Below are 24,359 nucleotides of genomic sequence, written 5' to 3'. Positions count from 1 at the left end.
TTATCAAACTTTTGTCCATGCTAAAACACTCGAAAAGAGAGTTATTAATTGTACTGGATAGAAGTGTAGATGAAATCTCTAGTAATCGGAGGGAGCTGGCTTGTTCAGACGCTCTCGGAATCGCTTGCTGCGAGGTTCATCCATTTCAGACTCGTCCCGTTCGACAACCTCAAATCCATCTCTAGAGATCGGAGATTCTCTCACTATGTAATCAAGTTTGACTTCCTCAGAGGCCGCCGCTGACGTGATCGTTTCTTCTTGCTTACGCACGTCCTCAATTCCCAGTTTCTCTCGGGTCTCTGGGCTCATCTTGGACGGATCAGACTCTAGCTTATCTGGCGAAAATCCAGGGTCTCCACTACTACCGAAGAAATCTAGTTCACCTTCGAGATCCTTCCAGAGGGTGGTTGCAGTACTATCGTGGTGACAGATACCCAGTTTAACATCAACAACAGGAGACACTTCTTCAGTTTCGAGTTCGACACGATGGAAGAATGCGCTTTGTTTCCAGGGGTTTGGTGATGTGATACTAAATGCCATATCACCATATTCGAACCCGCCACCGAAGATCTCGAACCCGTCTGGCCGCCGCCCGAATTCTTCCCTAAGGGCTTGACCAACAGCAAGGAACCAGCTCATTCCAACACTTACTGTTCCGATAGCTGCTTCCAGAAGCGGCGCACCCCAGTCTGGGATACTACCGTCATCATCACCGGGAAGATGACCATGCTTGTCTCCTTCAGTAGACGGTTGGATATCGCCGTCTGACGTTTCCAGCTTGTAGTGTTGTCCATGAACGTGGCCGCCCAGTACTCCAGACGATTCGGACGAGGCTCCACCAGACACTGAGAAAATGTGGAACCATTTGCCTTTCTGAGACGAATAGCCTGATTCCTTCCAATGAATGGAAGCAGCACCTTCAAGCTTATCAGCACTACCAGCTGGATCTGGAAGTTCGAGTTGCTTTGTCTGAACCTCTTCTTGGGGACAACTGTCTGTACAATCCCAATCCTCATCTGCTGCCCCAGAGGTGCTACCTGCGATGATTCCGGGGATACTCACTGAACCTGCCCCAACAGTTCTCATTACTCGACGCCGACTTACTGGAACTTTGCTACTATCAGTAGGATCGTTGGAATTCGTCATTCCAGCCAAATTATCTGAGGTTTAATACTATTCTTTAATGGATGTGATTTTGAATACTGTCTGAACATATAATCAAGAATTGAATAGACCTCCCGCCGCAAAAAGTGATTTTTCGGTCTGTGCTTCGATGATAATCCACTGCCCACAAACCACTCCAAAGCTCAGATCGTGGTTCCGTATTCGCTGTTCATGCCAACGAAACCAAGCCGATCGCTAGGCAGACTAATAGAATACAGTACCAAGACAGTCCAACTCTATAATTGTATTCAAACCTTATTCATTACACTTATAGAGGTGGTAAACCACTCTTACTGTAATGAAACCCGCTGAGTTCGAAGATGGACCTGGTCAGATTGAGCCCTACAACGGGCTCCCCTGCTACAATCCGACAAGCCTTCCTCCAGAACTCGAATTTACCGAAGCGATTCTAGAGGCCCACGGCGATGCTCTCTACGCACTGGGCCAACTCTCGACCCTTCACGACCACATCGAGAACGAGAATCTCTTGCTCGCTCCTTTCGTGGTTCGGGAAGCCGCGATGAGCTCGCAGATCGAAGGCACCTCAGTCACCGTCTCAGACATCATCCTTCACGAACCAGATGAAGACCCTGAACGGTCAGCAGCATCCGAGCGCGACATCCGAGAAGCGTACAACTACGTCGAGGCCATCCAGATGGGGTTCGATCGGCTCGAACAAGGTGAGAATATCGACCGCGATCTTCTCTGTGAACTCCACGAATCGCTCCTGCTCGATGTTCGTGGCGAAGACAAGCGCCCCGGCAACATCCGAGATACCCCAGTCATCATTGGCCCAAACCAGAATCCCGAGGACGCACAGTTCATCCCTGCTCATCCAGCCCATGTTCCGATGCTGCTCGACCAGCTCATCGCGTACAACCGAATGGAAAACTACCCGCCCCTCATTGATATTGTCCTCTCACACTACCAGTTCGAGACAATCCACCCGTTCCGTGACGGGAATGGACGACTCGGACGACTCCTCATCATGCTCCAGTTGTACGACGCTGGCTTGCTAGATGAGCCGTACCTGTACTTGTCTGCGTATTTCAACCGGAACCGGAGTGAGTACTTCGAGGAACTTCTGAGCGTCAGCAGGGACGGTACGTGGGAAGAGTGGGTGCTGTTCGCGTTGACTGCGATCGGTGAACAGGCTCGCGACGCCTACGAGTGTGGTCAAGAGCTCTTAGAACTTCGAGCCAGATATCTCGAGCAGTACGACGGGTATCCAGCTGTTCGCGACGTCGTCACCCACCTCTTTGAGGAACCGTATCTACAGGCGAATCGCGCTCAAGAAGCGACGGGTCGATCGATGAAAGCCGTCTACAACGCGATCGATATGCTCTCAGAGGATGGGATCATCGATGAAATTACTGGAAAAGAACGCGGGAAGGTGTACCGAGCCCCAGAAATTCTCACGATCGTCGAAACACCGTAACTCGATAGGGCTTAGCTTTCTGAATGAGATTGGTTAGTCATCTTATCAACGACAAGCTTGATCAGGAACACAACAGTCACGGCAAAGGAGATATGGAATACAACGAATAGCACGCCCCCACCGAGCGTCATAGGCACGTAGTACGTGACAAACTCCAGCGGCGAAAGCAAGTATCTGGATACGAGGTTGACATTCTGGCTGCTAGTTTGCGTGAAGATTGGACGGTACCACGGGTACAGCCACACTACTAGCCAAACCGCTGCCACCTCCTTGTTGAAGACGTGGTTTTTCAAAGAGTTTCTATCAATCATCTGCTGTATTTCTGTCAGGATATATTCCACCTCTACGGATTCCCCACTTCTGAACTAACTTCGGATTCCCGTTGACGTCCCATCCGGTAGTATATTTCACGGAGAAGTATGCATACGAAGAGACCTATCGAAACGGCAACCGTGATCACCCCACCAAAGAAAACGCCACCTTCGGTCGAAAAGTATGCGTACAAACTCCCAGACCCGACGATAAACGTGATCACAGCAGCGATACCTACGATCGTATTGATGAGAGTACGCTCACCGTAAAGTGAACCAGCGATGACGACAGCAGCAAAGAGTATCGGAAGGATCAGTGTGAAGAATATACTGGATGCTGTGGACGTATACAAAGAGTACAGGTACACCTCGACAAGGAATGACACAACCACTATCGCTCCAACAAGCAACTCACCCATCCAAATCTTTGATTTTTTGGCCATATCTCAACGATGAACGTTATTTCACTTTAACTTACGGTCCGAATATCAACTCAATTTTTGACTATATGCTCATTACGTGATCAAGCCTCCAACCAAACACCAAATCATCGATATATAAAATATGGTCAATAACTAATGTAAATACAGGTGCCATATATTGTATTTTCGCAGTGACAATGGTGAAAGATACACCCAACAAGTCTGGTAGTGGTATAGTCGACATCGAGCGTCGAAGTAGCCTGAAAGCCATCGGGGGTACACTCGGCTTGATCGCCGGTGGTTCCCTGAGTATCGGTTCCGTTGCAGGAGAGAATGATCCGGAACCCGGTATTTCTGTTCGAGACGCAACGAAGGTTGCTCAGCAAATAGTGAAGAAAGCTTCTCAGAAAGAAGCCTACCGGGGATTTACTGAAGCAACCGTCAAAACACCTGAACTGTACTACTCTCTGACTGGGAGAAGGTCAGACACCGATGTGGTCCCGTCTGTGTACGTCTTCCCAGTCGTGGACGGCAACGATCATGTTGGGCATGTGACGACAGGAGCTCAGGAGAAGATGCCACCGGTTGTGGAATACGGTACCGATCCTGCACCACATCTCGAAACGGAACAGACACTATCTCAGGACGGACTCTCGCCTTCCTCAGAACGTGAGTATCTCTTCCAAGGGCCACTCTCGTTCGGTATCAGTGCCATTGACGAGACGACTGGCGAGGAGTATTTTGTCAACCTCGTGAGTAGGTTGACGCAAAAGCTCGAAGACACGCCAAAAATCAATCCTAGCACTGACCATACTGAAGGTTGGAATACACTCACCAACCCCGATAAAGCAGATCTCAGTGATGTCGAGCCACTTAACAGTGGAAGTATTACTGACGTTCCAAACTGGACGGACACTGGCTACAGTAACTGGCCAGGCTGTACGCCGATCGCGGCAGCAATGTGTATCGGATACCATGAATCCTTCCCCAACCGGACTGACATCATCGACGGCCTCAATGATGAGATGAATACGAATCCAAACGGGAGGACTTGGCCCCACAACATGCCGAGTGGTATCGAAGGATACGACAGTTCATACTCCGCGTCTAACAACTACACTGGTCGACCAGCTGCGGCGAAAGGTGGTGTAGACAGTAACAATCCACCATTCGTGAATACTCTTGGCGACAAGGAAGCCGGGAAGACTGACGTTGTATCTGATGAAGTGTCGCCATCAGATTGGGACGTTCTGGTCGGCCATTCCGAAACCGTTGTAGGGTACGAGGAAGAGGGATCGTGGTCAGGAACTGATCTTTACCTAGACACTCACAATACGTGGGGAAGTACAAGAACGGTCCTAGTGGGCGATTACTGGGATACGTACATGATCACCACTGTCGAACCGTAGCATCAAAACCGCACAGCCTTTTCTACATATTTATGACAAATAATATCTGTTTGGTGTTCTCAAGGATTTATCTATAGCAGTCACGGCACCTAATAAGCCAGTTTCTAGTTGTTCTGATAGAAAAGAAAGTCATTGGCGGCATGTTTCCTGAGCCGCTGGCCGAAAGTCAATAAAATCGGAATCAATGACAACTGTGATTTCAAAACAATCGAACTCATCCGTATTCCCAACGATCTCGAGGAAGTCCTCCGTCGAATACGACTCAGTACCGGCACCACCAAGATCGATTGTCACCTCGTACGGGGTTTGTGCTCCAAGCCACTCTTCTTCGATGAGAGCTTCACCGAACGGAGTATTTCTCTCCCAAACATCAAGCTCGTGGGTCTGTTCGTACACAATCTCACGATTGCGCTCCACAGTCACCCCACCGCCACTTCTTGAGTTCGTTGGTTGCGAAGATAGAGGCTGTCAAGCCCCAGTGGAGAGTATTCCTGACTTGAGAGACTGAGACACCCTCCAGTGACTGAAACCCCCGCTAACGAGAGTACACCCCTTCGTGAATACGATAGTAGGTTCAGCGCGGGGAGGATGTCAAGGCGATATAACAAACTCTGCGTACGGGCTCCAGTCGATATCGTATTGGAGGTCGTTTTCATCGAGCAAGTCCGGTGCCCGGAACATCGCCACTCCCTTCGCGTACCGCCGTTCCCCATCTCCAGCTCCCCGAAATCCTCCGTGGAATTCGAATCCGAAGTTCTGGAGGTCGATCCCACTGAGAGGTTCTAGGGTGCCTTTGCAAACCTCGACCGTTTGAGACATACTCATGTACGCACCGTTGTAGCTAGCTCCGATTTCGAGATCCACATCACTACAATTGGTATCGTACGTTTTGTCAGGGTCCCACTGGGTGATGTTCCAGTCATTGTCAGCAAGCTCCACCTCATGTGAGAGTTCTCGAACAGCAGGTGCGCTTCCCTCAGGATCTCCTGAAGACCAGAATGCTAAGTAGTACAGGTAATTCCCATTGTCATCTTTTTCGTCACCGCGGTAGAAGTGTAAGAAGTGATCCGCGTACCCAAGAGGAATTCCACCCGGATCTGAGTCAATTGGGCCACCCGCTGACAGACTGTCGATGTAAGTTAAATCGTTGTAATCGACATCGATCGTTTGAGTAGTGCCTGGTGTATTGCTTGCTAGTTTGATATCATCCTCATCAGGCTGCCAGCTGCCCGAACGAACATTGTCGTCATCAGGCTGGCCAGAACTGTTGTCTCCTTTTGCTGCGCTAACAGTACCACCCAGCCCAAGGACGCCGAGGAAAGCCGAAGTCGATTTCATCACAGTTCGCCGATCAACCACTTCTGTATTTGGAGACATATTCCGGTCGAAGAGTAGACCCAAGCTGTATTTACATTAATTACTGATGCGATTTAATACAGTAATAAGACAAATCAAGGCCTGATCAAATAATCAGGAAATGAAAAATCTGAAACGCAATAATGTTTTACACAGAGGAGGATAATTTGGAAGATATGACGAAATACATGGCCCTCTGGTATATCTCGACTACAATCATTCTACTTGATAACGCCCTCAATGGAAGAAGTGTAATATTACTCAGTGTCTTAGCTGGGCTGATTGGTGTCGGTGCGTACAAACTCAAAAGCATCCAAAGCGATCAAAGGATTGTAATTGCGACCATCTCGCTGACGGCAGTTATCCTCGCAGGACTCGTCGTCCCGATTGGGGTAGCCGAATTATCTCGGAACTTTGCCTTACGAGATCAATTCGTACTATCAGTATCAGCCCTCGGTATCGTCGTGATCTTGGGATCAGCAATTGAGTTGACTAAGCGAATTAGAGCAACGTAAGCTTGACCGCCCCCGAACCTGAGAACACAAGATGCCCTCCATTCCAGTAGCCCGCACTGAATACCGTCGCTATCTTCGTAGCAAGACACCGTGGATCATCCTCGGTTGCTTCCTCCTATTTAGCCGGATGGCGGTTCAACCAGAATCTCCGGAACTCCAACTCCTCGATGGCGCAGCCGCCCTTGTCAATGCACAAGTCGCAGCCACAATTGTTATCCCGTTCGCGGCGGCTGTAATCGGCTTTCGTGCGATCACTCAAGAACGCGAATCCGGGACCGCCCGAATAATTCTCGGTACCAAAACCACACGCCCGCAATTCGTCCTAAGTATTGTCCTCGGACGCGGAACAGCTCTGCTTGCCCCAGTCGTAGCTGGGACCCTTCTCGTCACCGCCTACGACGTCTTCCAGTACGGCCAATTCTCACCACTGTTGTTCCTGGGCTTTCTCGCCCTTACAACGATCTACGTGTATGTGTGGATGGGGCTCATCGTTGGCCTCTCCGCAGCGAGCTCGTCGACGACCCGCGCAGTGATTCTCGGGACGATCGTCACACTCGCGCTAACGCTTTGGAACGATGTGACACTGGCAGTCCTCTGGCAACTCATCACAGGTACAACACCTGGACCGCAGATGGATCATCAAACAGCATTTCAGATTGCAGGTTGGCTGTCGCCCCTCAGTGCGTTTCAGGTCCTCACAAACTGGCTGCTCGGCGTTCCAGTCGGCCCCGGTAATGCCGTCGCCCAGATATCTAACGCCCTCACTGAAACTGGAGAACTCGCGACGACGTCGCCGCCACTCTCAGCGTGGTGGGGATTCAGCTTCCTGCTCGGCTGGCCGATACTCTCCCTCCTCGGTGGCATCACAGTTTTCCAGCGAAGCGATCTCGCGGCCCGTAGCCAACTCAAGATACTTCGAACGCTTCAACAGGTTTCTCCCTCACTTCCTCGAGTCGAGAGTCGACTATTCCCCCGTCTCACCGGAAACAGTGGCCTGATTGATGCGCTCCCGGGGTCGTGGCAACCGCTCGCCCGTCGTGAATTCCAGCGGCTCATTCGTACCCCACTCGTCTGGGGTGTCGGCATACTCGTGTTCGTCGCTGGAACCCTCAGTCTCTCACCCGCAATGTACGTGCAGGACGCACTCGGGTCTCGTATGCCGCTTGTTGCCCTACAACGACCGCTCACGTTCATCGGCGGTATCGGCGTGCTGTTCGGTACGTTCCGTTCGGTAAATCACGAACGTGATACGGGCGCAATTCGGTTCACCGCAGGCACTGCTATCTCACGAATGGGGACACTCATCGGGTTTTCGCTTGGTCGAGCAGGTGCCTTCGCCGTTCCGATCGTCGGTGGGATCGTCCTGACATGCCTGCTAGCAGTACCCCAGCATGGCATTGTTCCGCTTGGTATACTCGCCGGATTTCTGGTGTTCGCAGTCTTCTTTGTGACCGTGATCGCTGGGATTGGCGTCTCGATCTCGACGATTTTCCAAAGCCAAGCCATTGCCGGATTCACGATTCTCGTCTTTGTGGGCGTTCAAATTGCCTGGTTCACGGTTTCAAACACTCTCTATAGCTTAATCACAGGAGTGAGCACAAATGGACTCAATCCGCCGAGTGACCCGCTATATCTATTTCTCCGATGGATACCTCCGCTACGACTCCCGAACGTTGTGACGAATGCAATCATCGGCGTTCCGAACTCCGCAGCGCCGGCCTCGTCTGTAATTCGAGAATTACAACCAAACCAGTTCTCAAATATCGTTGTTGCACGATTAGCCTACGGAACTGACGTTCCAACTTGGTATCTCCATCCGTCAGCCGCACTCGGACAACTTCTCCTGTGGCTCATCCTTCCATTAGGAGTTGCACTCTGGATTTACCGCACGCGAAACATCGATTAGCTGAGTTAACTGTCGGTGGCGAGTTTGACGAAAGCATCCTCGATTGTGCCTTGTTCGATATCGAACGACTGGATGTTCACTCCTGTATCATCTAATGTTTCGAGGACACTGTAACAGGCCGTCCGAGGACACGTCACCACAATCTGGCCAGCATCGTCGGAAACATCCTTGACACCAGCAAGCTCCCGGATCGCTTGTGTCGACGGGCTATCGCTATCAGTATCGATACGAAGCTGGGTTTGAACACCAGCCAGATCACGGAGGTCTTTCGGCGTTCCTTCAGCAATCAATTGACCGTTGGAGAGTAAGCCAACGCGATCACAGATTCGTTCTACTTGATCGAGAACGTGGCTAGAGAAGAAGACAGTAGCGCCACGCTCGCGCTCAGCAGTAACGACTTCACGAACTAGTCGAACACCGTACGGGTCGAGTCCTGAGAAGGGTTCGTCGAGGATGAGAAGATCTGGTTCGCCTGCGATTGCCATCGCAAGTCCGAGGCGTTGCTGCATTCCTTTCGAGTATCCCCCAGCACGCTGGTCGACAGCATTTCCGAGTCCAACACGCTCAAGGATTCCTTCAGGGTTCCCTGTAGCGCCGTTTGCATCAAGGATGTAAGCGACGTGTTCGCGCCCAGTAAGTGTACTGTAGACGCCGAATTGGTCAGGAAGGATGCCGGTGCGAACGTGAATCTCACTTGCGTCTTGCTGGGCGTCAAGTCCAAGTACGGTCGCTGTTCCTGCTGATGGACGGGTATAGTTCATCAGCATATCGATAGTCGTGGATTTTCCTGCACCATTCGGTCCGAGGAATCCATATATTTCACCGTCTTGGACTACAAGGTCGAGTTCTGTAACGGCTGACTCGCCATTGTATCGTTTTGTGAGTTCTGTTGTGTTGATTACAGTCATTTCGATTATTCGGAGAGTGGCTGGTGTCAGTTGTTGGCTGGTCGTGTGTTCTTCTGGAGGGCCACACGACTAGTACTAAGAAGACGTTTGAAATATTTGTGCGGTTCAATGAATACGGTTCTTGCGGTTTTCAGGTGGTGCTTAGCTTGTCGGAGCCTTCTTGCTGACGACGTTGTGGTCGCCATCAGCCTCCCCCTGCGTGACGATCTCGGCTTCCCCGCCACGGGTCACGCCAAGGACGTCTGCGGCGTACTCGGCGGCCAGAGTAGCCGTGAACAGTGTCGAGGATTCGTCGATGTCGTCTTCGGTCTTCCCCTTGAACGTCGCAAAGGGACCAGATAGATCGTAGGACAGCTGTTGGGAGGCGTTCTGGTAGTCGCTCCCATCGTACTCCCACGTGAGGATCTGCTTGTGCGTGTAGACCGTTCCGAAGCCGGGGACAGTACCGGTGGCTTCAGTGGTCTCGCTCGCACTGACGTAGGAGGCGTTGGCCTGGACACTAGTGGGTTCGGAGTAGGTACTGACCTCCAGCTCAGCGTTCGCGTAGAGATCTCCGATTGCCACTTTCTGGTCGTGAGAGAGCTCTTTCGCGTACTCAGCCTGCGCCTGCTCGGAGAGGTCGTCGATGTCGTTGAGGAATCCAACGACTTCCTCGCGCTTGTTGGGGTCGAAGTCGGTATCCGGGCCGTCGTCAGCGATGACCGAGCCCGTACCGACAGTACCGACGCCGACGAGGGACGCGAGTGCGATCCCACCTACTTTTAGGACGCTGCGCCGGGAACTAGTCGGGCGATTCTCCTGTTGATCTGAGCGTTTGCCTGCCATAGACTATCATGTGTTCGGAGTGTCCGAACACATTGGTTCAATTGGGGGTAAAATATAATACATTATCTAATGAAATATATCTCAGAAAGCAATTGTGACCCAATATATGAACAAATAAAAATGGGCTGAAGACCCTATCAATCTACTTTCAACAACAGTTCTTTACAATGTAATGTCGTACTCGTTGTTCTTATGGAACCAGGCGTGACCAGCTGCCGTCCGACCAATATCTCGATCCTCACCTACACAAGACATGGAATCAGTAATATTCGTTGCGTGAGTCGTGTGGCCGAGTAGAACCGCATACTCGATCTCACCGATCTCCTCGATGCGATACATCGGACCACCTGAGTCACCCTCGCCGACATCGAGCCCGGTGAGGATGACCCCTCTATTTTCGAGATTGCCACAGCCGAACCCGATCGATTGGTTCATCGCATCAACCGTTCCAGTTGTCCGACCCGTTGTGACGCCCATTTTGTGGGCGGATTTGCCTTCAGCGACAAGGTCGCTGACTGCCTCTTGTGAGAACCATCCCGAAGTGTATCGCGGTCCATCCTCTTCGATAATCTTGGGAGACAAGTCCAACGAACCGTTTGTTTTCTTTAGAAGTGCAAAGTCTGGCTGAACCTCAGACTCGGCCACTTCACCGAAATTTTGCGTGTACTGAGTAGCTTCTTCGCCTTCACTAGAGCGACAGGACTGGTTTTCCCAGAGATGGTCAGCTGTTAGCAGTCGATCATTCCCATTGCTGTCTTGGACCGGAAAACCGGCGGTGCCCCAGCCAGTGTAGGATTCACCATTGTCTTCCCAGCGAGCTTCGATAGGAAGACCGCCAGCAACGTCATCACGTGTTTTGTAGTGACAGGCTTGTTGCCAGTCCTGTTCGTCGACGGCCTCAACGTCGATACCCTGAAACTCGGATGGTATGACGGATTGTGTTCGCTCATCACCCCCAGCCCGAATTTTGAGACCGGGTTTCCCACCGTAGGTTTCCGAGGACCGAGCAAGACCAACTGACTGAGAACCAGACATTGGAGTGACCTGCTCTTCGAAGTCAGCTTTCGCTTGGAGAGCGTTGCGGACGTGTTCGAGCCACGGTTGGGGAACCTCTTTACGCTTGAGAACCTCGTCATCCGTCACGACGTACGGAATCTCTGTAGTGTCGTTTCCTTCGACGACAGTTGCTGTAACCGGAAGAGTAAGTGTAGCGCCGATGCTCGCAAGCACTCCTCGCCGTTTCGAAGAATACGGTTCCGTACGACCGGGATCGTTATTGGATGTCATATCCACTTCCGCCTTGTCAGGATATTATCAATACATTATCTCGTGAACATTCAAAACCGAAGATAGTCCCGAAAGACAGTGTGATTGAATGAAAAGACTCGACGTATTGCTCATATCGTGATTTTTTAAGTGGAGTTGTGTACTGTAGACAGTTTCGTGCCAAAGTGGCGTGTATACTAAGTGAAGGGGGCATGTTCTTCGAGTGAAAGAAGAATGACTTCGATTCGCGACCTCGTACAAAACGAACGTCCTCTAAATAACAGTAATGAGCTCAGAATCGTAGACATGAACGAAAAGCATACGGCTCCCCTTTTTAAGACGCTTGGCAACGAGACAACACTCAAGATCTACACAGCTATTCAGCAAGAACCATCCGTCTTCAGTTAAGCAAGAAACCACGTGACTGCGGTGGCTTATCGAGACATCTTTCGGAAGGAATGAGGAAGCCGAGTCTGTGTACGACAACGGCTCCTCATCTCGGATTATGCGTCGGCTCACTACACTGTTTCCCTCCGAGTTCCTCAAAGAGCACGCCGAGGAACTCGGCGTGGTCGAACGTGACCGAAAGCTTCAGATTCCTGCCTTCGTCTGGACATTCGTGTTCGGCTTCGCCGCAGGCGAAAGCCGAACACTCGCCGGCTTCAGACGCTGTTACAACTCTACTGCCGATGAGACGATCTCGCCGAGTGGGTTCTATCAGCGGTTGACTCCGACGCTTGCGAAGTACCTCCGCGACCTCGTCGAGCACGGTCTCGACGAGGTCGCTGTTCCTGACGCGACAGCTGCTGATATCGACCGGTTCAGAGATGTGATGATCGCTGATGGAACGGTGTTGCGGTTACATGAGTTTCTTTCAGATCAATTCGAAGCCCGCCATGAGGAGCAGGCTGGAGCGAAGCTCCACCTGCTCCATAATGCCACAAAGCAGACGATCGAACGGATCGATACTGCTGACGAGAAAGCACACGACAGCACCCTGTTCAAGACAGGGCCATGGCTTGAGAACCGCCTCATGCTGTTCGATCTCGCCTACTTCAAGTACCGCCGGTTTGCGCTGATCGACGAGAATGACGGCTACTTCGTCAGCCGGTTGAAGAAGAACGCGAACCCGATGATCACGTCGGAATTACGGGAATGGCGCGGCCGCGCCATTCCCTTGGAGGGCAAGCAACTCCGAGCTGTTCTCGACGATCTCGACCGGAAGTACATCGATGTGGAGGTCGAAGTGGAGTTCAAACGGGGGCCGTACAATGGGACACAGTCGCTGGATACGAAGCGGTTCCGCGTCGTCGGCGTCCGCGACGAGGACGCCGACGACTACCATCTGTACATGACGAATTTGGTGAGAAAAGAGTTCTTTCCGGCTGATTTAGCGCAGATCTACCGATGTCGGTGGGAAGTTGAGTTGTTGTTCCGTGAGCTGAAGACGCAGTACAACTTGGATGAGTTCGACACGAGTGACGAACACGTGGTGAAGATCTTACTATACGCAGCACTGCTGTCGCTGCTTGTAAGCCGCGATTTATTGGATCTGGTGACTGAGCAGGCTGATGATGAACTCGTGTTTCCGACAGAACGCTGGGCGGCGACCTTCCGGTCGCACGCCCAGCTTTTCCTCCACAAACTGGGTGAGTACCTCGGCTACTCACCACCGCCGCTGCTTGAACGACTGATCGAAGACGCTCAAAAGATCCACAAGCAGCGACCGATCTTACAAGAGACGCTCGCTACCGCTACACAACCGAGGTGTGAGTCTTAACTGAAGACGGATGCAGCAAGAACCAAAGACTCCCTCCGAACTAAAAGACATTACGGAGACAACACTTCAGAATACGCACTACCACTTGAACAAGCTTGAGGACGCTAAACTCGTCAAGCCGGTTGGAACGTGGCTGTCTGATCGAGGGAAAGAAATAGACGTTTACGGGCCCAGGCACAGCCCGCTCATCCTCAGTTTTGCTGCTGAACAGGATGCGCCACACATTCGCGCACAGATCATGAGCGTTCTTGGCTTGCTCGGCGTCGTATCCTTCTTCAGTTTGGTCGTGGAGTACGCAGTACACTTCTTCGGACCAACTTCCCAATGGCAGCAGGTCGGAGCAGGCGGGTATGATGAACAAGGATTGCTGACTTCCACTTTCCTTCAGTATCCCGGCCTTTGCGTGTTTGCGATTGGCCTGGTAGGAATTCTCGCATACCTGATTTACATGTCGTCACCCACCTTTCAGCAGTTAACCTCGTGAGCATCAAATCACGATTTGATGTATCTCATCGTTCATTTTAGTAGGGATATTGACGTATGGTATGGCATCCTCCATCGGACCCATTGTCGATGTGGTCCTCAAACGCCGGATCGTCCTCGAATATATCTGCCAGTGTAAGCCGGACAAGCGCACGCTCGTCGGGAATCTCTCCGAATCGCGTCCCACTGTCGACCGGGCAGTTCGGGAATTGGAAGACCACGATCTAGTGAAACGTGTGGATGGAGTCTGCAAGCCGACATATACTGGAAAGACCGCGTACGAGCTCTGTGAAGAGTTCAGGAATTCCTTCCAGATGTTAAAAGAAACGAGTACTGAACTGTCATCTCTCCCGCTTGACGCAGGTCTAGACAAGTCAATTTTTCTGGACGGATCGGTCTTTCACCCACCCGACTGCGCCCCGTACGAGACAATACAGCCGATGGACAAAGACATCAGAAACGGAGAGAAGATCATAGCGGTCACAGAGGTACTGATTCCCCACATCGACAAGATTCTCAAGCAGGGAGCAGACGATAACGCGGATATCACCCTGTTCGTGAGCAATGACGTTTTGGATGTTCTTCTCGACAAGCAGCCCGGTAGTATCATCCCCCATATCGAATCTGGTGACGCTATCTACAGGGGGATCGGGGTTTCACATTACAGTCTCTTTTTGATTGACGACGAAATTCTGTATACGGGTATCTATTCAGACACGAACCATCTCTCAGCTGTTATTCGAAACACAAACCAGCAAGTAATCCAATGGGCAAAGGAAATGGTCTCCGGATTCAAAGATGAGGGGACACTCCTCACAGCGTAAGACGTTTGCTTATTTGGCTTTGTTGAAATCCCATTCTTCAGATATATTCTCACCTAGAACAGTCGATCGATGAGAGCTGCGAATTGACTGTTTTCATCACATAGGGGTCAGTTGGGCACGCATCCGCAAATGGCTTGAACAGTTCGTACACTACTATAACTACCAACGACCGCATCAATCACTAAACGGTCAAACGCTAGCTGAGGAGGTGCTAAACTAGACAGTACTGTTAATCTGAACATTCAATATAGAATAAATACTCTGATATTGAGAATAATCACACTGAGTTTTTAATTCTACTAGTCACAACACGAGTATTGTCATCTTCAGTAGGGTCGAAATGATTTTCAACTACTTCTACTATGTCTGGAAGGCTTGATTCTAATCCTAAAGTAACAGAATATGGCTTATGATCCAAATCATCAGTACATGAGCCGGTAAACAATCCAGACTTATTGCCCTCTTCTATCCAACCAACGCCAATACATAATTTCTTTTTCTTATTCTCAAAATTAAGGTCTTCAATTCTTATAGCATTACACGTGCTTGAACCATAAGTTAAAAAACCTTGGATATTTACTTCTTTTTCTTCGATATCAAAATTTATCCTGGGTTCCTCAGATGGGAGTGTATTTTTGTCGATTTCAAGGGTAGAAATCTTACCCCACTCAAACTTAGTTGAGTCTATTTCTTTCGGTGGGTTGTCTAGTGGATCTCGATCTGATCGCAAAAACAACCACCAAGAACCCAAACCGGAAACGGTCGCAAGTCCTATTTTTATTAATCTACGCTTTGTGATTTTCAGGTATTTATTGTTGGTCATTTTTCTGAAAACTGATATTGTCTCTCTTCAGTAAAGGAGTTAAATACTAGTTGTCCTACAGTATTAAAAATTATTCGCACTACTTTCATTGGCCTCATGACTCTAACTGGGCATTTCCAGCATCTAAAGCTTCATCACCAGCAACACCGGCATCCCATTCATCTATAATAATACCACCTATTGGATCTTCGAGATAAACACGCCCAGAATGGAATGCAACTAGTTTCCCATTATCATCAACCCACGGTCCTCCGGAGTCGCCATTCTGTGCATTTCTAGAGTTCATATTAACTTGATGTTCAACACGCTCACCACCTGAATCCACTCCTGTTGCCATATTATCTTCAGTACAGCTGTTTTTCCCAGAGAGAGTACAGTCGATTGTTCCTTGGATTGTATTTTCAAGAATTCCATCCCAGGTCCAAGCACCAGTGACATCTGACGCACCAATAATATCTCGATGATTAACTGAAACTCCTGAGTCTGAATCAAATTCGTATACAGTAATATCCTCATCTTGATCTCGTGAAGAAAAAGATCCAATAGGATCTGAGTCTACTTGATACATACTTGAATCTCCCTCCATAACGTGATCTGCAGTGATTAGAACTGTATCGTCAGTATCGGTCCCATCTCCGTAACAAACCAGACCAAGAGTTCCAGTAGTGGTAAAAGGACTAGTACTGATTCCGAGTCCCCCCTCCATAGTAGACTGATCATCACCTCGATCCCCACATGCGTCTTTCTCTGATTTTATATTTTCTTCATTTATTTCAACTGGAAGTCGAGCAGGCTCGTTGTTTTTAATTTCCTGTTTCGCTTTTTTGATTTCTTCTTTCACTTCCTCGGTTGGTTCTTTTTCTGGTCGGGTTTTATCTTCGGGTTTTAAGATAATAACCTCTATTTTAAGATCTGTTCTACTATCGGATTGCTGATGAAGTGTTATACTTCTAATTTTATCGTTGCCATTCACTTCCTCAGAAAATTCTTTGTACGTCTGTAGTAGCTCATACCTCTCTTCTTCAATTATTTTGACTTTATCTGGACGCCCCTGTGTATCTTTGGTAAGAGTTAACGGAACACCTTCAGGTTCTTCGCCATAAGCAGTGCCCAAGGCAGTTCGAAGTCCGGCAATGCTAACTGTACCTGCCCCTAATAGCCTAAGGAACCGGCGACGAGTACTGTGATTAAGCTGAACAGTCTCTCCGATCTCAAGTTGTTTCGCCATTGGTTTTCACCAACTATACCCATAATAATAAGAGTATTAACATTAATTGATGAGTGTTTCGTCAATAAGTGAGTATTATATCAGACAGTGATTAAATTTGGAGCTCTGTTGAACTCCTCAAGAAGTGATATATTCTAATCCTACTGCGGTCAATACAGGTGACGTAGAGAATATTCTGCTAGATCGGTGCGGTGGCGCGCGCCTCCGAGCGCCCGAAGGGCGTGGTTCCGCGAGTTCCGTGAGATTGCTCTGATGTGAATGGTCTACAACATCAAGCGCTTCGTCAAACAGTGAATCCCTACGCCTTACAGTGATTCAACACAGCCGTTCGGTCAGAATGGCAGCGAGGACAGGAAACGCCGTCACGCCAGCGAACCTGTTGGAGCAGGTCCGCTGCGACCGATTCCGACCCAAACGCATCTAGCGGAATCATTTGTGTCGGAAACCGCTGACGCGGTGTCCTTGTCTTCTTCGACTCGACAGCCACAGTTCAGCAGTATCAACAATCTCCTACAGAAGAGCGCAGGTTAATAATAAAGTCAAATATTTTGAGGAGGTATATTTGATGAGACAAAGTCGTGAACGTTTTGTGTCGTTCGTAACTTAACTGTGGCCGCTACTCGTCAAGGCCGAGTTCTTCCTCGATAGACGACTCTCCCAGCGCTGCCCGAACTGCCGCCGGGTAGAACTCCTCGTTCTTCGGCATGTCCTCGCCGTGTTGTCGTCGCCACTTGACGTTCAGTTCCGAGTAGCGTAGTTGTAGGTCGTCAACAAGCGTCTCTGGGAGGTACATGTTCACGTTCTTTCGCTCTCGGACAGTCCCGCTGCTCTCTCTGTTCTTCTCGCTCTCTGCGTTCATTTTGCTCTTTGACATCTTTGTGGTTTCTGGTCTCTTTGAGGTCTTTGAGTCCTTTGATGTATTTGCTGTGTTTGATGTCTCTTCTGTCTCTGAGGTCGACAGATCGTCTTCGGGGACGGCATCGTCATGATTGTCGTCATCGTGGTCGTAGCGGTCGTCCCAAGGGTTCCGATCGCGCTTCTCATCACTGTCAGTCATCAGCATAGTCCTCCAAGTGCTCAGCGACATCGAGGTACACCTCTTCCATGTCGCAGTCCTCCTCGTGTTCGAAGATGGAGACGCCGGCGTTCCACGCCCGTTGTAGCGCGACGCGCTTTCTGATCTCAAAGACCTCACAGTTCTCTCTGTCCTCAAAGATGTCTTTGAACCACTCCATCATCTCCTCGGCCTCGCCGTCGACACCGACCTCGTTCGCGACGAGTCCAACCTCGTCGACATCGCCGAAGGCGGACTCGATCGACCGCAACTGCTTGAACAGGAGCTCGATTGCGCGGATGCTCGTCGACTTCGCCTGCGCGGGGATCAGGACGTTCCCCGTCGCGACGATTGCGTTGTCGGTGAGCACACCGAGGTTCGGGGGACAGTCAACGAGGATGTAGTCCCAGCGCTGATCGGCGTCGCTCTCGTTGAAAAGCATGTCAAGGCGCTCCTCACGCTTCATCACGTTCGCGAGCTCATCCTCGGCGTTGATCATCCGCTCGTGACTGGGAACGACGTCGACCTCTTGGTGCTCGACGGCTAGCTGCTCGAGGTCGCCCATCCGGTCGAGATCAGGGAGGACGTCGAACAGCGAGTCACGATCTGGATCGTCGTACAGATCCTCGAAGCCGAGCCCCTCAGTGGCATGTCCCTGTGGGTCGAGGTCGATGACAAGAACATCATGGCCGCGCTGGTTTAGTGCGCCGGCGACGTTCAGTGTCGTGGTTGTCTTCCCGGCACCGCCTTTCTGGTTGGTAACTCCGAGTCTCATACGTGTCTTTGTCCTCAAAGAGAGCAAAGATATCGGAGAGGCATAAGAGTGCGTCAGACACTCATAGAATGTTGGGGGTCACAGACAAGTCAGATCTTCGAACGGGTACCTACGCGGAACCGTCGCGGAACCGTTCGATCGGGATATCAGAGACATCGTCATAATCGTCGTCACCGCCAACTAAGAGCGTCGCGTCGACATGTTCAGCCGTTGCCAGCGCGAACGAGTCGCCAAGCGCAGGATTATACTTGAGCGTATACTCCGAGGCGTCCGTCCAAGTATCGCCGACATCTACCGTTTTGATACCGAGATCAGTCAGCCAGTCGAGATACTCGTCGGCTGTGTCGCGGTCGTACTTCCGGGCGATTGTGTACCGGATCTCAGCGAGATTCACGTAGCTGGCGTAGCCGACGGTGTCCTCGACTGCGACCGCGTCGAGATACTCTTCTACAACCTCGCTGCCTGGTTCATCGTCGGCGTGTGCTATCAGTGGCTCGGCGTCGAAGACAACGCGGTCAGGAACCGACATTACTCTTCAGTTGAGAACTGCGAGTCGCGTTCTTTCCGGTCCTGGTCGCGTTTCTCTTTGAGGATCTCGGACGCAGGCGTGTCCGTACTCGCTTCGCTACGGGCGGCAAAGCCGCGCATCTCGCTCGGTGAGCGGACCTGTTCAACGATCACCTCTCCATCTTCGGTTTCCCGGAACAACACCTTCCCAGGCGCTTCGATCCCGAGCTTTTCGCGGAACCGTTTTGGGATGGTCGCCTGGCCGTGCTTAGTGACGGCGACAATCTCTTTTTCAGAGTTGTTTGACTGTTCTGTCTTACTCATAGTTCATAATTAGATCTCGATCATAATCAAATTTTCTTCTCATTGACAAACAGTCGTTGCTCCTCTGTCGGGTGTTTAGTCGAGTTCGAAGTTTGGTTCGGCTTTTGAGGGACGTGAAGTACTAGAGTCAAACAGTCCTCGAACGTAGCGGTTCGATCACGCGTCGTGGTCAATATATCCGGCTTCCCATTTAGTCCGAGCTTCGATCTCTCTCGTGCCCCGGCGAGTAGTGCTGTACTCGTTGGTCCGTCGGTCCCGCTGACTTTTTTCGATGAGTCCCTTCTCAACGAGCGTGTCGAGGTTGGGATAGAGCCGTCCATGATGGATCTCTTTTTCGTAGTAGTCCTCGAGCTCGTCTTTGATCGCGAGTCCGTGGGGGTCGTCAAGTCCGGCAACGACGTATAGCAGATCGCGCTGGAAGCCAGTGAGATCGTACATGTCGCAATTTTCGTATTCGAGTTTTGAAATACTATTGATCTGGTAACTGCGTGTTATAGAATACGTTTCACACCCTCTACACAGTAATTTTGACTGCTTCATCTCACGCTTGAGTCGAAGAAGTACCGTATACCCGTCTCGATAGTCGGTGGCTATCGTGGGGCGGATGCTACAGCGGAGACTGGATCTCGGTAGAGAGTGTCTTCAGGTCTGCTGTCGCGAGCTCGTCGGTTGCGATAAGCCGAAGTCGGGGGCGGCCGATGTCCAGTGGGACTTTTTCAGTCTCGATGAGGCCAGCATCTTCGAGTGCTGTTTTGGCCCGCGAGAAGGTCGCTTTCGAAGCGATATCCGTATCCTCTCCCCATTTCGAGACGTCGTAGAGGAGGACCTCGTTGCGGGCTGCGAGGATGAGCATGATCTCGACGATACTGAGGTATTCGTTGCTGTTGGAAATCTCTTCAGCGTGTGCGAGCACTTCGTCGAGGTCAGCTGCGATATCGTCGCCGATCTCTTCTCGGAGCGTCTGTTTCACTACTGAGAGGGCAGGTGTCCGAAGGTGATACTGCTCGGCAGCCTCGAATCTGGAGTCGAACTCACTGTAGACTGATGAGACCAGTTCGGGATCTGAACTCGAGATACTGTGCTTGTCCATCACAGGAACTACAGTCTCAGATTCGGTTGTGAAGATAGTATTCTGAACTGGCTCCGTGAGTGTTCGGAGGCTGAGTTGCTCTCGGTGGATGAGTTCGGCGATCTTTGAGGCCGTGAGGAAGCTGTAGAGGGCGTCTTTGATTTCATCTGAGTCTGCGAGCAGTCGGACCTTGGGCTGGTCTTCACCCGTTATTGCTTGCTCTGCGAAGGCTGCGATTTGTTCAGAGCGAGGATTGATATACAATGCTGGCTCGTCTCGTTCGGGAATCATCTGAGTAGGAATGTGTTGTTTGGTCATGTTCTGTAATTTTGTCGATATGTACTTAACAGATACGATATCTGAGGATTGGACTACTTTGCCAGTTACAGAATAGAGCTGACTATCCGTTTCGAGTACGCTCATAGGAAGCAGATTGTTGGTCGCAGTAGTGACCCTCGATCTGGGGTAGTAGAATCCGGCGCGTTCCAACTCAGACGAGAACTACACCAGACTGTGACGCCGTCGAGTCCAGTGACAGTAGCTGGTGTGTACCTACCCGCGGTGGATAGCCCTATTTATCTGAACGTGTAGGATTATCGGTGTACCGACCGGTAACTGGTCGGTGTTCTCGATGGCGGCCGTCCCGAGGTGTCCACTCCAGCTGCGCTGCACGAGTCAACAGACCACCGAGCAAATGTACAGATGCCCCGTCCAAGTGCTTCCCGTTCCTCGATGACGACAGGTTCAGTCAGTGGCCTTGATCTCATTTCGATGGAGGGGCCTGAAGTCCTCAGAACCAGATAGGAATAACGTGCAAGATACAGAGGATACAGTCAGCACGGGAAATGCGTTATTTTCTCCATCCGAATCCTGAACCAACCGATAGAACGCACCTGCTAATGTGCCACCGACTGAGAAGCGATCAACACAGAAATTCAAACAATCAGTACAGTTTGTTTCTGCTCATATAGTTCAATTAAAATATATGAATATCGTTAGATATATATTACTTCACTCATATAATCAAAACAAAATCTATGCCGTCAGAGATAGTCCCAAAGATCGTCAAGAGTCTCGCTGATAGGAAAGATGTTGAACCAGATGATTTAGATATTGTACTTTATGATTATATTGATTTAGACGCTTTGGAAAAACTTAGCAAACACAAAAACAGCGCTTGGAAGCTGGAGTCTGAACTCCCCAATCATCGTATAACTGTAAACGGTAATGGAGAAATTCGTGTTGATGGTCAAATAAAAGAAATTTATAGTTCCGACTGAAGAATATGCAAGCTAATCAAACACATACTATCGGTCGATTCAAGAATTGCTTAGATATAACAATATAGCCTTGTGCTGACTACTTCCCTGTGTCTTGCACACCGCTGCTGACATATTATGGAGAGGTCGGTGCCCGGTATCGGTACGTGAGTCACCTGTACTGACCGATCACTCCCTCCCGTAGATCGGCCTCAGTTCGTGCCACATTCGCGCCCTGTATCTTGCACGGCTACCAAAACATCTCTCTGAGCTGGTAGAAATGTCAACGGCCAATTCGCAGGTTTCAGTGACCAGCTGTTTCAGGCGGGAATGTGTCTAAAGATCTGGTTTCATCTCGATAACGGGGTCTTCATTTCGAAGGCGGTGTACATCGATCTGCCCGTGCTGGTTTGAGTTTCCGACTTTGCTAAGAAAATCGGAAACTCAAAGCGCCAAGCGGCCCAATCAGCGCCACGAGTTATTTAAACAGATGAGCGAGTCAACGAATTCGGAAACTCAAAGCGAGCAGGCCCGAGTCTGGCTTACGCCCGAGCAGGTCGACACGATGCGAGACGCCGCCACCGACACCGGCGCCAAGTACCTCCGGGCTCGGAACGAGACCATCATCGCACTCCTCGCCGACACCGGCCTCCGCAACGAGGAGCTGACTCAACTCACCACCGAGATGTACCTCCGCGACGCCGGCGAGCTGTACCTCCCAACAAATATCCAGAAACAGTCAGGGAACGGTCGCGACGACTGGCCCCGCTCACACCACCTCAAGCTGGACGTCGACGGCACGGTCGGCACCCAGCGGTCGCTCAACACCTACCTCGACAACCGCTGGAAGGATAGTCCCTACCTCTTCCCCTCACGGCAGTCCGACCAGATGACGACCCGCTCTGTCCGGAACGTCGTCAAGCGACTCGCACACGAGGCCGATATACAGCCGTTCAGGTACGATGAGAGCGGCGAGTTCGGTCGGGGAGACCCAGACGACGTTCACCCGCACGTCTTCCGGCACAGCCTCGCCTATCGGCTCCTCCACGATCGCGACCGGGATGACAACCACTTCGATATCTACTTTGTCCGGAACCGGCTCCGCCACGCCAGCCTCCAGACGACTCTCCGGAAGTACGACCACTTCCGTACGATCTGAGTTCTTGTTGGATGACAGCTACTCACTCGCTTCCTCAGAGAGGATAGATTGGATCTGTTGAAATCCTCAGCTGGTGATAGGTCTCAGTAACCGTGCAAGATACAACGCGCGAATGTGGCACGAACCGAGGGTGATCTACGGGAGAGAGTGATCGCTCAGTACAGGAGGTTCACATACCGACACAAAGAACCGATCTATCCATATTGTGCCCGATGTTGAACACAAAATAAGAAGTTATCCAGATGTAAACTCAACATTTGTAACTTCGAATCGTGCTCCACCGTAAGTGCCTTCAGTAACTTGAATTTCCCATTTGTGTGACTCTGCAACCTGTTTAACAATACTTAATCCGAGGCCAGTTCCCTGCTCTGAGGTGGTGTGTCCTGTCTCAAACACGGCTCCTCTTTCATCAGGAGGAATACCGGGCCCATCGTCTTCAATATAAAATCCATTTTCAAGATCGCCAACAGTTATTGTCACGTCGGAACTACCGTGTTCTACGCTATTTCTAAACAGATTTTCGAATAGTTGCTTAAGACGAGTCTCTTCAGTACGAATCGTGGAATCAGTCTCGATATTGACAGTCGCGTCTTCTGTTTGCACATTTGTCCAACAGTTCTCAACCAAATTCGCAAGCTGAATAATGCTCCAATCAGACGGGTCTTGGCCTTGTTGAGCTAATGTTAACAGGTCTGAGATCAACGCTTCCATACGCTTGTGAGCGTCCTCAACGTGTGAGAGGTGTTTGCTGTCGCAGTCATCTTTAGCCAGCTCCAACCGTCCGCTGGCGACGTTCAACGGATTTCGTAAATCATGGGAGACAATATTTGCAAATTCCTCTAATCGCTCATTTTGACGTTCGAGGTGCTGTTCACGATCTTTTAGCTCATGCGTGCGCTCTTTGAGTTCTTCTGTTCGAGTCGTTGCTTTCGATTCCTGGATTCCAATTGATAACCCACCAATAGAGCCAATCAATAGTGCGATTGACTGCGTGCCTACAGTCCATTCAACGGTAACACCGGGATGGAAGTCGCGTAATACTATGAAACCGAACATAACGCCAGTCCCACCGACAATCCATGCGATTAGCCGTGGATAATATTGTGGAGAGATGTCAGAACGCGGCATCCGATAACCGGTGTACATGAGGATTACTCCGGGGGTTCCTACGAGAATGAGATGAAAGAGAGCGGTGACTACCGACCCATCACCAAAAAGTTCCAGCATGGTCTGTGAGATGCTGATCAGACAAATTACTCCACCAGCAAGAAAAACCAGGCCGGGGAGCAGCAGGGGACCCCGAGGACTCTCACCACTAGACACAAAATCTTTGGTGAGTTTCATGTTCGTGATTTATATGCTCAACGTACTTAGTCATGAAACATTCAAAGATCGGTACTTCCCGAACGCTGCTTCGTGAGCTGTGCTGAGTTACGCTTCTTTGGATCAAACGCTGCGTAGTTGCTCTGTGAAGATTGGAATAGAGTTCACAGATCAAGAGAACCAAGCGGAAAGAACTCATCTAGCTGTCAGAGACGAGTGCTGTAGCTCAGG

At 50.5% G+C, this 24,359-nt stretch carries 25 protein-coding genes and 2 pseudogenes; 9 read left to right on the top strand and 18 right to left on the bottom strand.

What is annotated here, in order from left to right:
* Positions 1–78 precede the first annotated feature (78 nt).
* The gene (locus ACZ5TV_RS12670; protein ID WP_379778362.1) at positions 79–1,086 is read right to left on the bottom strand and encodes a hypothetical protein; all 1,008 of its coding nucleotides are present in this window, start codon (positions 1,084–1,086) and stop codon (positions 79–81) included.
* A gap of 376 nt (positions 1,087–1,462) precedes the next feature.
* On the opposite strand from ACZ5TV_RS12670, the gene ACZ5TV_RS12665 reads away from it, so the two are divergent.
* Positions 1,463–2,602: a Fic family protein gene (locus ACZ5TV_RS12665; RefSeq protein WP_379778360.1), complete on the top strand. Its 1,140-nt coding sequence runs from the start codon at positions 1,463–1,465 to the stop codon at positions 2,600–2,602.
* Positions 2,603–2,613: 11 nt separating this feature from the next.
* Here ACZ5TV_RS12665 and ACZ5TV_RS12660 read toward each other — a convergent pair whose 3' ends face one another.
* Both ACZ5TV_RS12660 and ACZ5TV_RS12655 read right to left on the bottom strand, forming a co-directional pair.
* Positions 2,614–2,943 carry a hypothetical protein gene (locus ACZ5TV_RS12660; protein ID WP_379778358.1) on the bottom strand — a complete coding sequence of 110 codons (330 nt, stop codon included), beginning with the start codon at positions 2,941–2,943 and terminating at the stop codon, positions 2,614–2,616.
* Positions 2,944–2,945: 2 nt separating this feature from the next.
* Positions 2,946–3,356 carry a hypothetical protein gene (locus tag ACZ5TV_RS12655; RefSeq protein ID WP_379778356.1) on the bottom strand — a complete coding sequence of 137 codons (411 nt, stop codon included), beginning with the start codon at positions 3,354–3,356 and terminating at the stop codon, positions 2,946–2,948.
* Positions 3,357–3,532: 176 nt separating this feature from the next.
* Between ACZ5TV_RS12655 and ACZ5TV_RS12650 the strand changes: the two genes are divergently transcribed.
* The gene (locus ACZ5TV_RS12650; protein WP_379778354.1) at positions 3,533–4,744 is read left to right on the top strand and encodes a hypothetical protein; all 1,212 of its coding nucleotides are present in this window, start codon (positions 3,533–3,535) and stop codon (positions 4,742–4,744) included.
* A 129-nt stretch (positions 4,745–4,873) separates the two neighbouring features.
* Here the strand turns inward: ACZ5TV_RS12650 and ACZ5TV_RS12645 are convergent, their stop codons facing one another.
* Together ACZ5TV_RS12645 and ACZ5TV_RS12640 are read right to left on the bottom strand one after the other, a co-directional pair.
* Positions 4,874–5,140, bottom strand: coding sequence for a hypothetical protein (locus ACZ5TV_RS12645; protein ID WP_379778352.1), 267 nt, complete (start codon positions 5,138–5,140; stop codon positions 4,874–4,876).
* 195 nt (positions 5,141–5,335) lie between these two features.
* Positions 5,336–6,082 (bottom strand): hypothetical protein, encoded by a 747-nt coding sequence (locus tag ACZ5TV_RS12640; protein WP_379778350.1) that lies wholly within the window; start codon positions 6,080–6,082, stop codon positions 5,336–5,338.
* Between the two features lie 564 nt (positions 6,083–6,646).
* Between ACZ5TV_RS12640 and ACZ5TV_RS12635 the strand changes: the two genes are divergently transcribed.
* Positions 6,647–8,521: an ABC transporter permease gene (locus tag ACZ5TV_RS12635; RefSeq protein ID WP_379778348.1), complete on the top strand. Its 1,875-nt coding sequence runs from the start codon at positions 6,647–6,649 to the stop codon at positions 8,519–8,521.
* Between the two features lie 5 nt (positions 8,522–8,526).
* Here ACZ5TV_RS12635 and ACZ5TV_RS12630 read toward each other — a convergent pair whose 3' ends face one another.
* The 3 genes from ACZ5TV_RS12630 to ACZ5TV_RS12620 form a co-directional block, all read right to left on the bottom strand.
* Positions 8,527–9,429 carry an ABC transporter ATP-binding protein gene (locus ACZ5TV_RS12630; protein ID WP_379778346.1) on the bottom strand — a complete coding sequence of 301 codons (903 nt, stop codon included), beginning with the start codon at positions 9,427–9,429 and terminating at the stop codon, positions 8,527–8,529.
* Positions 9,430–9,570: 141 nt separating this feature from the next.
* Complete coding sequence (locus ACZ5TV_RS12625) at positions 9,571–10,254, bottom strand: hypothetical protein (protein ID WP_379778344.1); 684 nt, start codon at positions 10,252–10,254, stop codon at positions 9,571–9,573.
* Between the two features lie 162 nt (positions 10,255–10,416).
* Entirely contained in the window at positions 10,417–11,541 is a 1,125-nt protein-coding gene (locus ACZ5TV_RS12620; RefSeq protein WP_464383897.1) for a chymotrypsin family serine protease, read from the bottom strand.
* A gap of 484 nt (positions 11,542–12,025) precedes the next feature.
* Between ACZ5TV_RS12620 and ACZ5TV_RS12615 the strand changes: the two genes are divergently transcribed.
* From ACZ5TV_RS12615 to ACZ5TV_RS12600, 4 genes and pseudogenes are all read left to right on the top strand, one after another.
* Positions 12,026–13,300, top strand: coding sequence for an IS4 family transposase (locus ACZ5TV_RS12615; protein ID WP_379778387.1), 1,275 nt, complete (start codon positions 12,026–12,028; stop codon positions 13,298–13,300).
* Between the two features lie 10 nt (positions 13,301–13,310).
* Positions 13,311–13,784 carry an ArsR/SmtB family transcription factor gene (locus tag ACZ5TV_RS12610; protein WP_379778340.1) on the top strand — a complete coding sequence of 158 codons (474 nt, stop codon included), beginning with the start codon at positions 13,311–13,313 and terminating at the stop codon, positions 13,782–13,784.
* Positions 13,785–13,845: 61 nt separating this feature from the next.
* The gene (locus ACZ5TV_RS12605) at positions 13,846–14,607 is read left to right on the top strand and encodes a transcriptional regulator FilR1 domain-containing protein (RefSeq protein WP_379778338.1); all 762 of its coding nucleotides are present in this window, start codon (positions 13,846–13,848) and stop codon (positions 14,605–14,607) included.
* Positions 14,608–14,680: 73 nt separating this feature from the next.
* Positions 14,681–14,827 (top strand): annotated as a pseudogene (locus tag ACZ5TV_RS12600) (integrase core domain-containing protein); the annotation flags it as partial.
* A gap of 57 nt (positions 14,828–14,884) precedes the next feature.
* On the opposite strand, the gene ACZ5TV_RS12595 reads toward ACZ5TV_RS12600, so the two are convergent.
* The 9 genes and pseudogenes from ACZ5TV_RS12595 to ACZ5TV_RS12555 form a co-directional block, all read right to left on the bottom strand.
* Positions 14,885–15,430, bottom strand: a complete 546-nt coding sequence (locus tag ACZ5TV_RS12595; protein ID WP_379778336.1) for a hypothetical protein — start codon at positions 15,428–15,430, stop codon at positions 14,885–14,887.
* 94 nt (positions 15,431–15,524) lie between these two features.
* The gene (locus ACZ5TV_RS12590; protein WP_379778334.1) at positions 15,525–16,658 is read right to left on the bottom strand and encodes a hypothetical protein; all 1,134 of its coding nucleotides are present in this window, start codon (positions 16,656–16,658) and stop codon (positions 15,525–15,527) included.
* A 325-nt stretch (positions 16,659–16,983) separates the two neighbouring features.
* Positions 16,984–17,091 (bottom strand): annotated as a pseudogene (locus ACZ5TV_RS12585) (transposase); the annotation flags it as partial.
* 183 nt (positions 17,092–17,274) lie between these two features.
* Entirely contained in the window at positions 17,275–17,715 is a 441-nt protein-coding gene (locus ACZ5TV_RS12580) for a hypothetical protein (RefSeq protein WP_379778330.1), read from the bottom strand.
* A complete protein-coding gene (locus ACZ5TV_RS12575) occupies positions 17,708–18,487 on the bottom strand; it encodes a ParA family protein (protein WP_209486724.1) in 780 nt (259 codons plus the stop codon). The genes ACZ5TV_RS12580 and ACZ5TV_RS12575 overlap by 8 nt, the downstream gene beginning before the upstream one ends.
* A gap of 109 nt (positions 18,488–18,596) precedes the next feature.
* The gene (locus ACZ5TV_RS12570; RefSeq protein ID WP_379778327.1) at positions 18,597–19,016 is read right to left on the bottom strand and encodes a PIN domain-containing protein; all 420 of its coding nucleotides are present in this window, start codon (positions 19,014–19,016) and stop codon (positions 18,597–18,599) included.
* Positions 19,016–19,318: an AbrB/MazE/SpoVT family DNA-binding domain-containing protein gene (locus tag ACZ5TV_RS12565; RefSeq protein WP_007344316.1), complete on the bottom strand. Its 303-nt coding sequence runs from the start codon at positions 19,316–19,318 to the stop codon at positions 19,016–19,018. Before ACZ5TV_RS12565 ends, ACZ5TV_RS12570 begins: the two co-directional genes overlap by 1 nt.
* 156 nt (positions 19,319–19,474) lie before the next feature.
* Positions 19,475–19,756 (bottom strand): helix-turn-helix transcriptional regulator, encoded by a 282-nt coding sequence (locus ACZ5TV_RS12560; RefSeq protein WP_379778325.1) that lies wholly within the window; start codon positions 19,754–19,756, stop codon positions 19,475–19,477.
* A 169-nt stretch (positions 19,757–19,925) separates the two neighbouring features.
* Complete coding sequence (locus tag ACZ5TV_RS12555; RefSeq protein WP_379778323.1) at positions 19,926–20,810, bottom strand: transcriptional regulator TbsP domain-containing protein; 885 nt, start codon at positions 20,808–20,810, stop codon at positions 19,926–19,928.
* Between the two features lie 614 nt (positions 20,811–21,424).
* Between ACZ5TV_RS12555 and ACZ5TV_RS12550 the strand changes: the two genes are divergently transcribed.
* Together ACZ5TV_RS12550 and ACZ5TV_RS12545 are read left to right on the top strand one after the other, a co-directional pair.
* Positions 21,425–21,667, top strand: coding sequence for a HalOD1 output domain-containing protein (locus tag ACZ5TV_RS12550; protein ID WP_379778321.1), 243 nt, complete (start codon positions 21,425–21,427; stop codon positions 21,665–21,667).
* A 469-nt stretch (positions 21,668–22,136) separates the two neighbouring features.
* Positions 22,137–22,805: a tyrosine-type recombinase/integrase gene (locus ACZ5TV_RS12545; protein ID WP_379778319.1), complete on the top strand. Its 669-nt coding sequence runs from the start codon at positions 22,137–22,139 to the stop codon at positions 22,803–22,805.
* 234 nt (positions 22,806–23,039) lie between these two features.
* On the opposite strand, the gene ACZ5TV_RS12540 is transcribed toward ACZ5TV_RS12545, so the two are convergent.
* Positions 23,040–24,149, bottom strand: a complete 1,110-nt coding sequence (locus tag ACZ5TV_RS12540) for a sensor histidine kinase (protein ID WP_379778317.1) — start codon at positions 24,147–24,149, stop codon at positions 23,040–23,042.
* Between the last annotated feature and the right edge of the window lie 210 nt (positions 24,150–24,359).

Source organism: Halorubrum tibetense, assembly GCF_055396225.1.
This window is presented reverse-complemented; position numbering and strand designations above follow the sequence as displayed.

Bases quoted from the DNA above. Each gene is read 5' to 3' on its own strand.
- ACZ5TV_RS12670 (WP_379778362.1), bottom strand. From the start codon at position 1,086: ATGAGAACTGTTGGGGCAGGTTCAGTGAGTATCCCCGGAATCATCGCA.
- ACZ5TV_RS12665 (WP_379778360.1), top strand. From the start codon at position 1,463: ATGAAACCCGCTGAGTTCGAAGATGGACCTGGTCAGATTGAGCCCTAC.
- ACZ5TV_RS12655 (WP_379778356.1), bottom strand. From the start codon at position 3,356: ATGGCCAAAAAATCAAAGATTTGGATGGGTGAGTTGCTTGTTGGAGCG.
- ACZ5TV_RS12650 (WP_379778354.1), top strand. From the start codon at position 3,533: ATGGTGAAAGATACACCCAACAAGTCTGGTAGTGGTATAGTCGACATC.
- ACZ5TV_RS12640 (WP_379778350.1), bottom strand. From the start codon at position 6,082: ATGAAATCGACTTCGGCTTTCCTCGGCGTCCTTGGGCTGGGTGGTACT.
- ACZ5TV_RS12635 (WP_379778348.1), top strand. From the start codon at position 6,647: ATGCCCTCCATTCCAGTAGCCCGCACTGAATACCGTCGCTATCTTCGT.
- ACZ5TV_RS12630 (WP_379778346.1), bottom strand. From the start codon at position 9,429: ATGACTGTAATCAACACAACAGAACTCACAAAACGATACAATGGCGAG.
- ACZ5TV_RS12625 (WP_379778344.1), bottom strand. From the start codon at position 10,254: ATGGCAGGCAAACGCTCAGATCAACAGGAGAATCGCCCGACTAGTTCC.
- ACZ5TV_RS12620 (WP_464383897.1), bottom strand. From the start codon at position 11,541: ATGACATCCAATAACGATCCCGGTCGTACGGAACCGTATTCTTCGAAA.
- ACZ5TV_RS12615 (WP_379778387.1), top strand. From the start codon at position 12,026: ATGCGTCGGCTCACTACACTGTTTCCCTCCGAGTTCCTCAAAGAGCAC.
- ACZ5TV_RS12610 (WP_379778340.1), top strand. From the start codon at position 13,311: ATGCAGCAAGAACCAAAGACTCCCTCCGAACTAAAAGACATTACGGAG.
- ACZ5TV_RS12605 (WP_379778338.1), top strand. From the start codon at position 13,846: ATGGCATCCTCCATCGGACCCATTGTCGATGTGGTCCTCAAACGCCGG.
- ACZ5TV_RS12595 (WP_379778336.1), bottom strand. From the start codon at position 15,430: ATGACCAACAATAAATACCTGAAAATCACAAAGCGTAGATTAATAAAA.
- ACZ5TV_RS12590 (WP_379778334.1), bottom strand. From the start codon at position 16,658: ATGGCGAAACAACTTGAGATCGGAGAGACTGTTCAGCTTAATCACAGT.
- ACZ5TV_RS12580 (WP_379778330.1), bottom strand. From the start codon at position 17,715: ATGACTGACAGTGATGAGAAGCGCGATCGGAACCCTTGGGACGACCGC.
- ACZ5TV_RS12575 (WP_209486724.1), bottom strand. From the start codon at position 18,487: ATGAGACTCGGAGTTACCAACCAGAAAGGCGGTGCCGGGAAGACAACC.
- ACZ5TV_RS12570 (WP_379778327.1), bottom strand. From the start codon at position 19,016: ATGTCGGTTCCTGACCGCGTTGTCTTCGACGCCGAGCCACTGATAGCA.
- ACZ5TV_RS12565 (WP_007344316.1), bottom strand. From the start codon at position 19,318: ATGAGTAAGACAGAACAGTCAAACAACTCTGAAAAAGAGATTGTCGCC.
- ACZ5TV_RS12560 (WP_379778325.1), bottom strand. From the start codon at position 19,756: ATGTACGATCTCACTGGCTTCCAGCGCGATCTGCTATACGTCGTTGCC.
- ACZ5TV_RS12555 (WP_379778323.1), bottom strand. From the start codon at position 20,810: ATGAGCGTACTCGAAACGGATAGTCAGCTCTATTCTGTAACTGGCAAA.
- ACZ5TV_RS12550 (WP_379778321.1), top strand. From the start codon at position 21,425: ATGCCGTCAGAGATAGTCCCAAAGATCGTCAAGAGTCTCGCTGATAGG.
- ACZ5TV_RS12545 (WP_379778319.1), top strand. From the start codon at position 22,137: ATGAGCGAGTCAACGAATTCGGAAACTCAAAGCGAGCAGGCCCGAGTC.
- ACZ5TV_RS12540 (WP_379778317.1), bottom strand. From the start codon at position 24,149: ATGAAACTCACCAAAGATTTTGTGTCTAGTGGTGAGAGTCCTCGGGGT.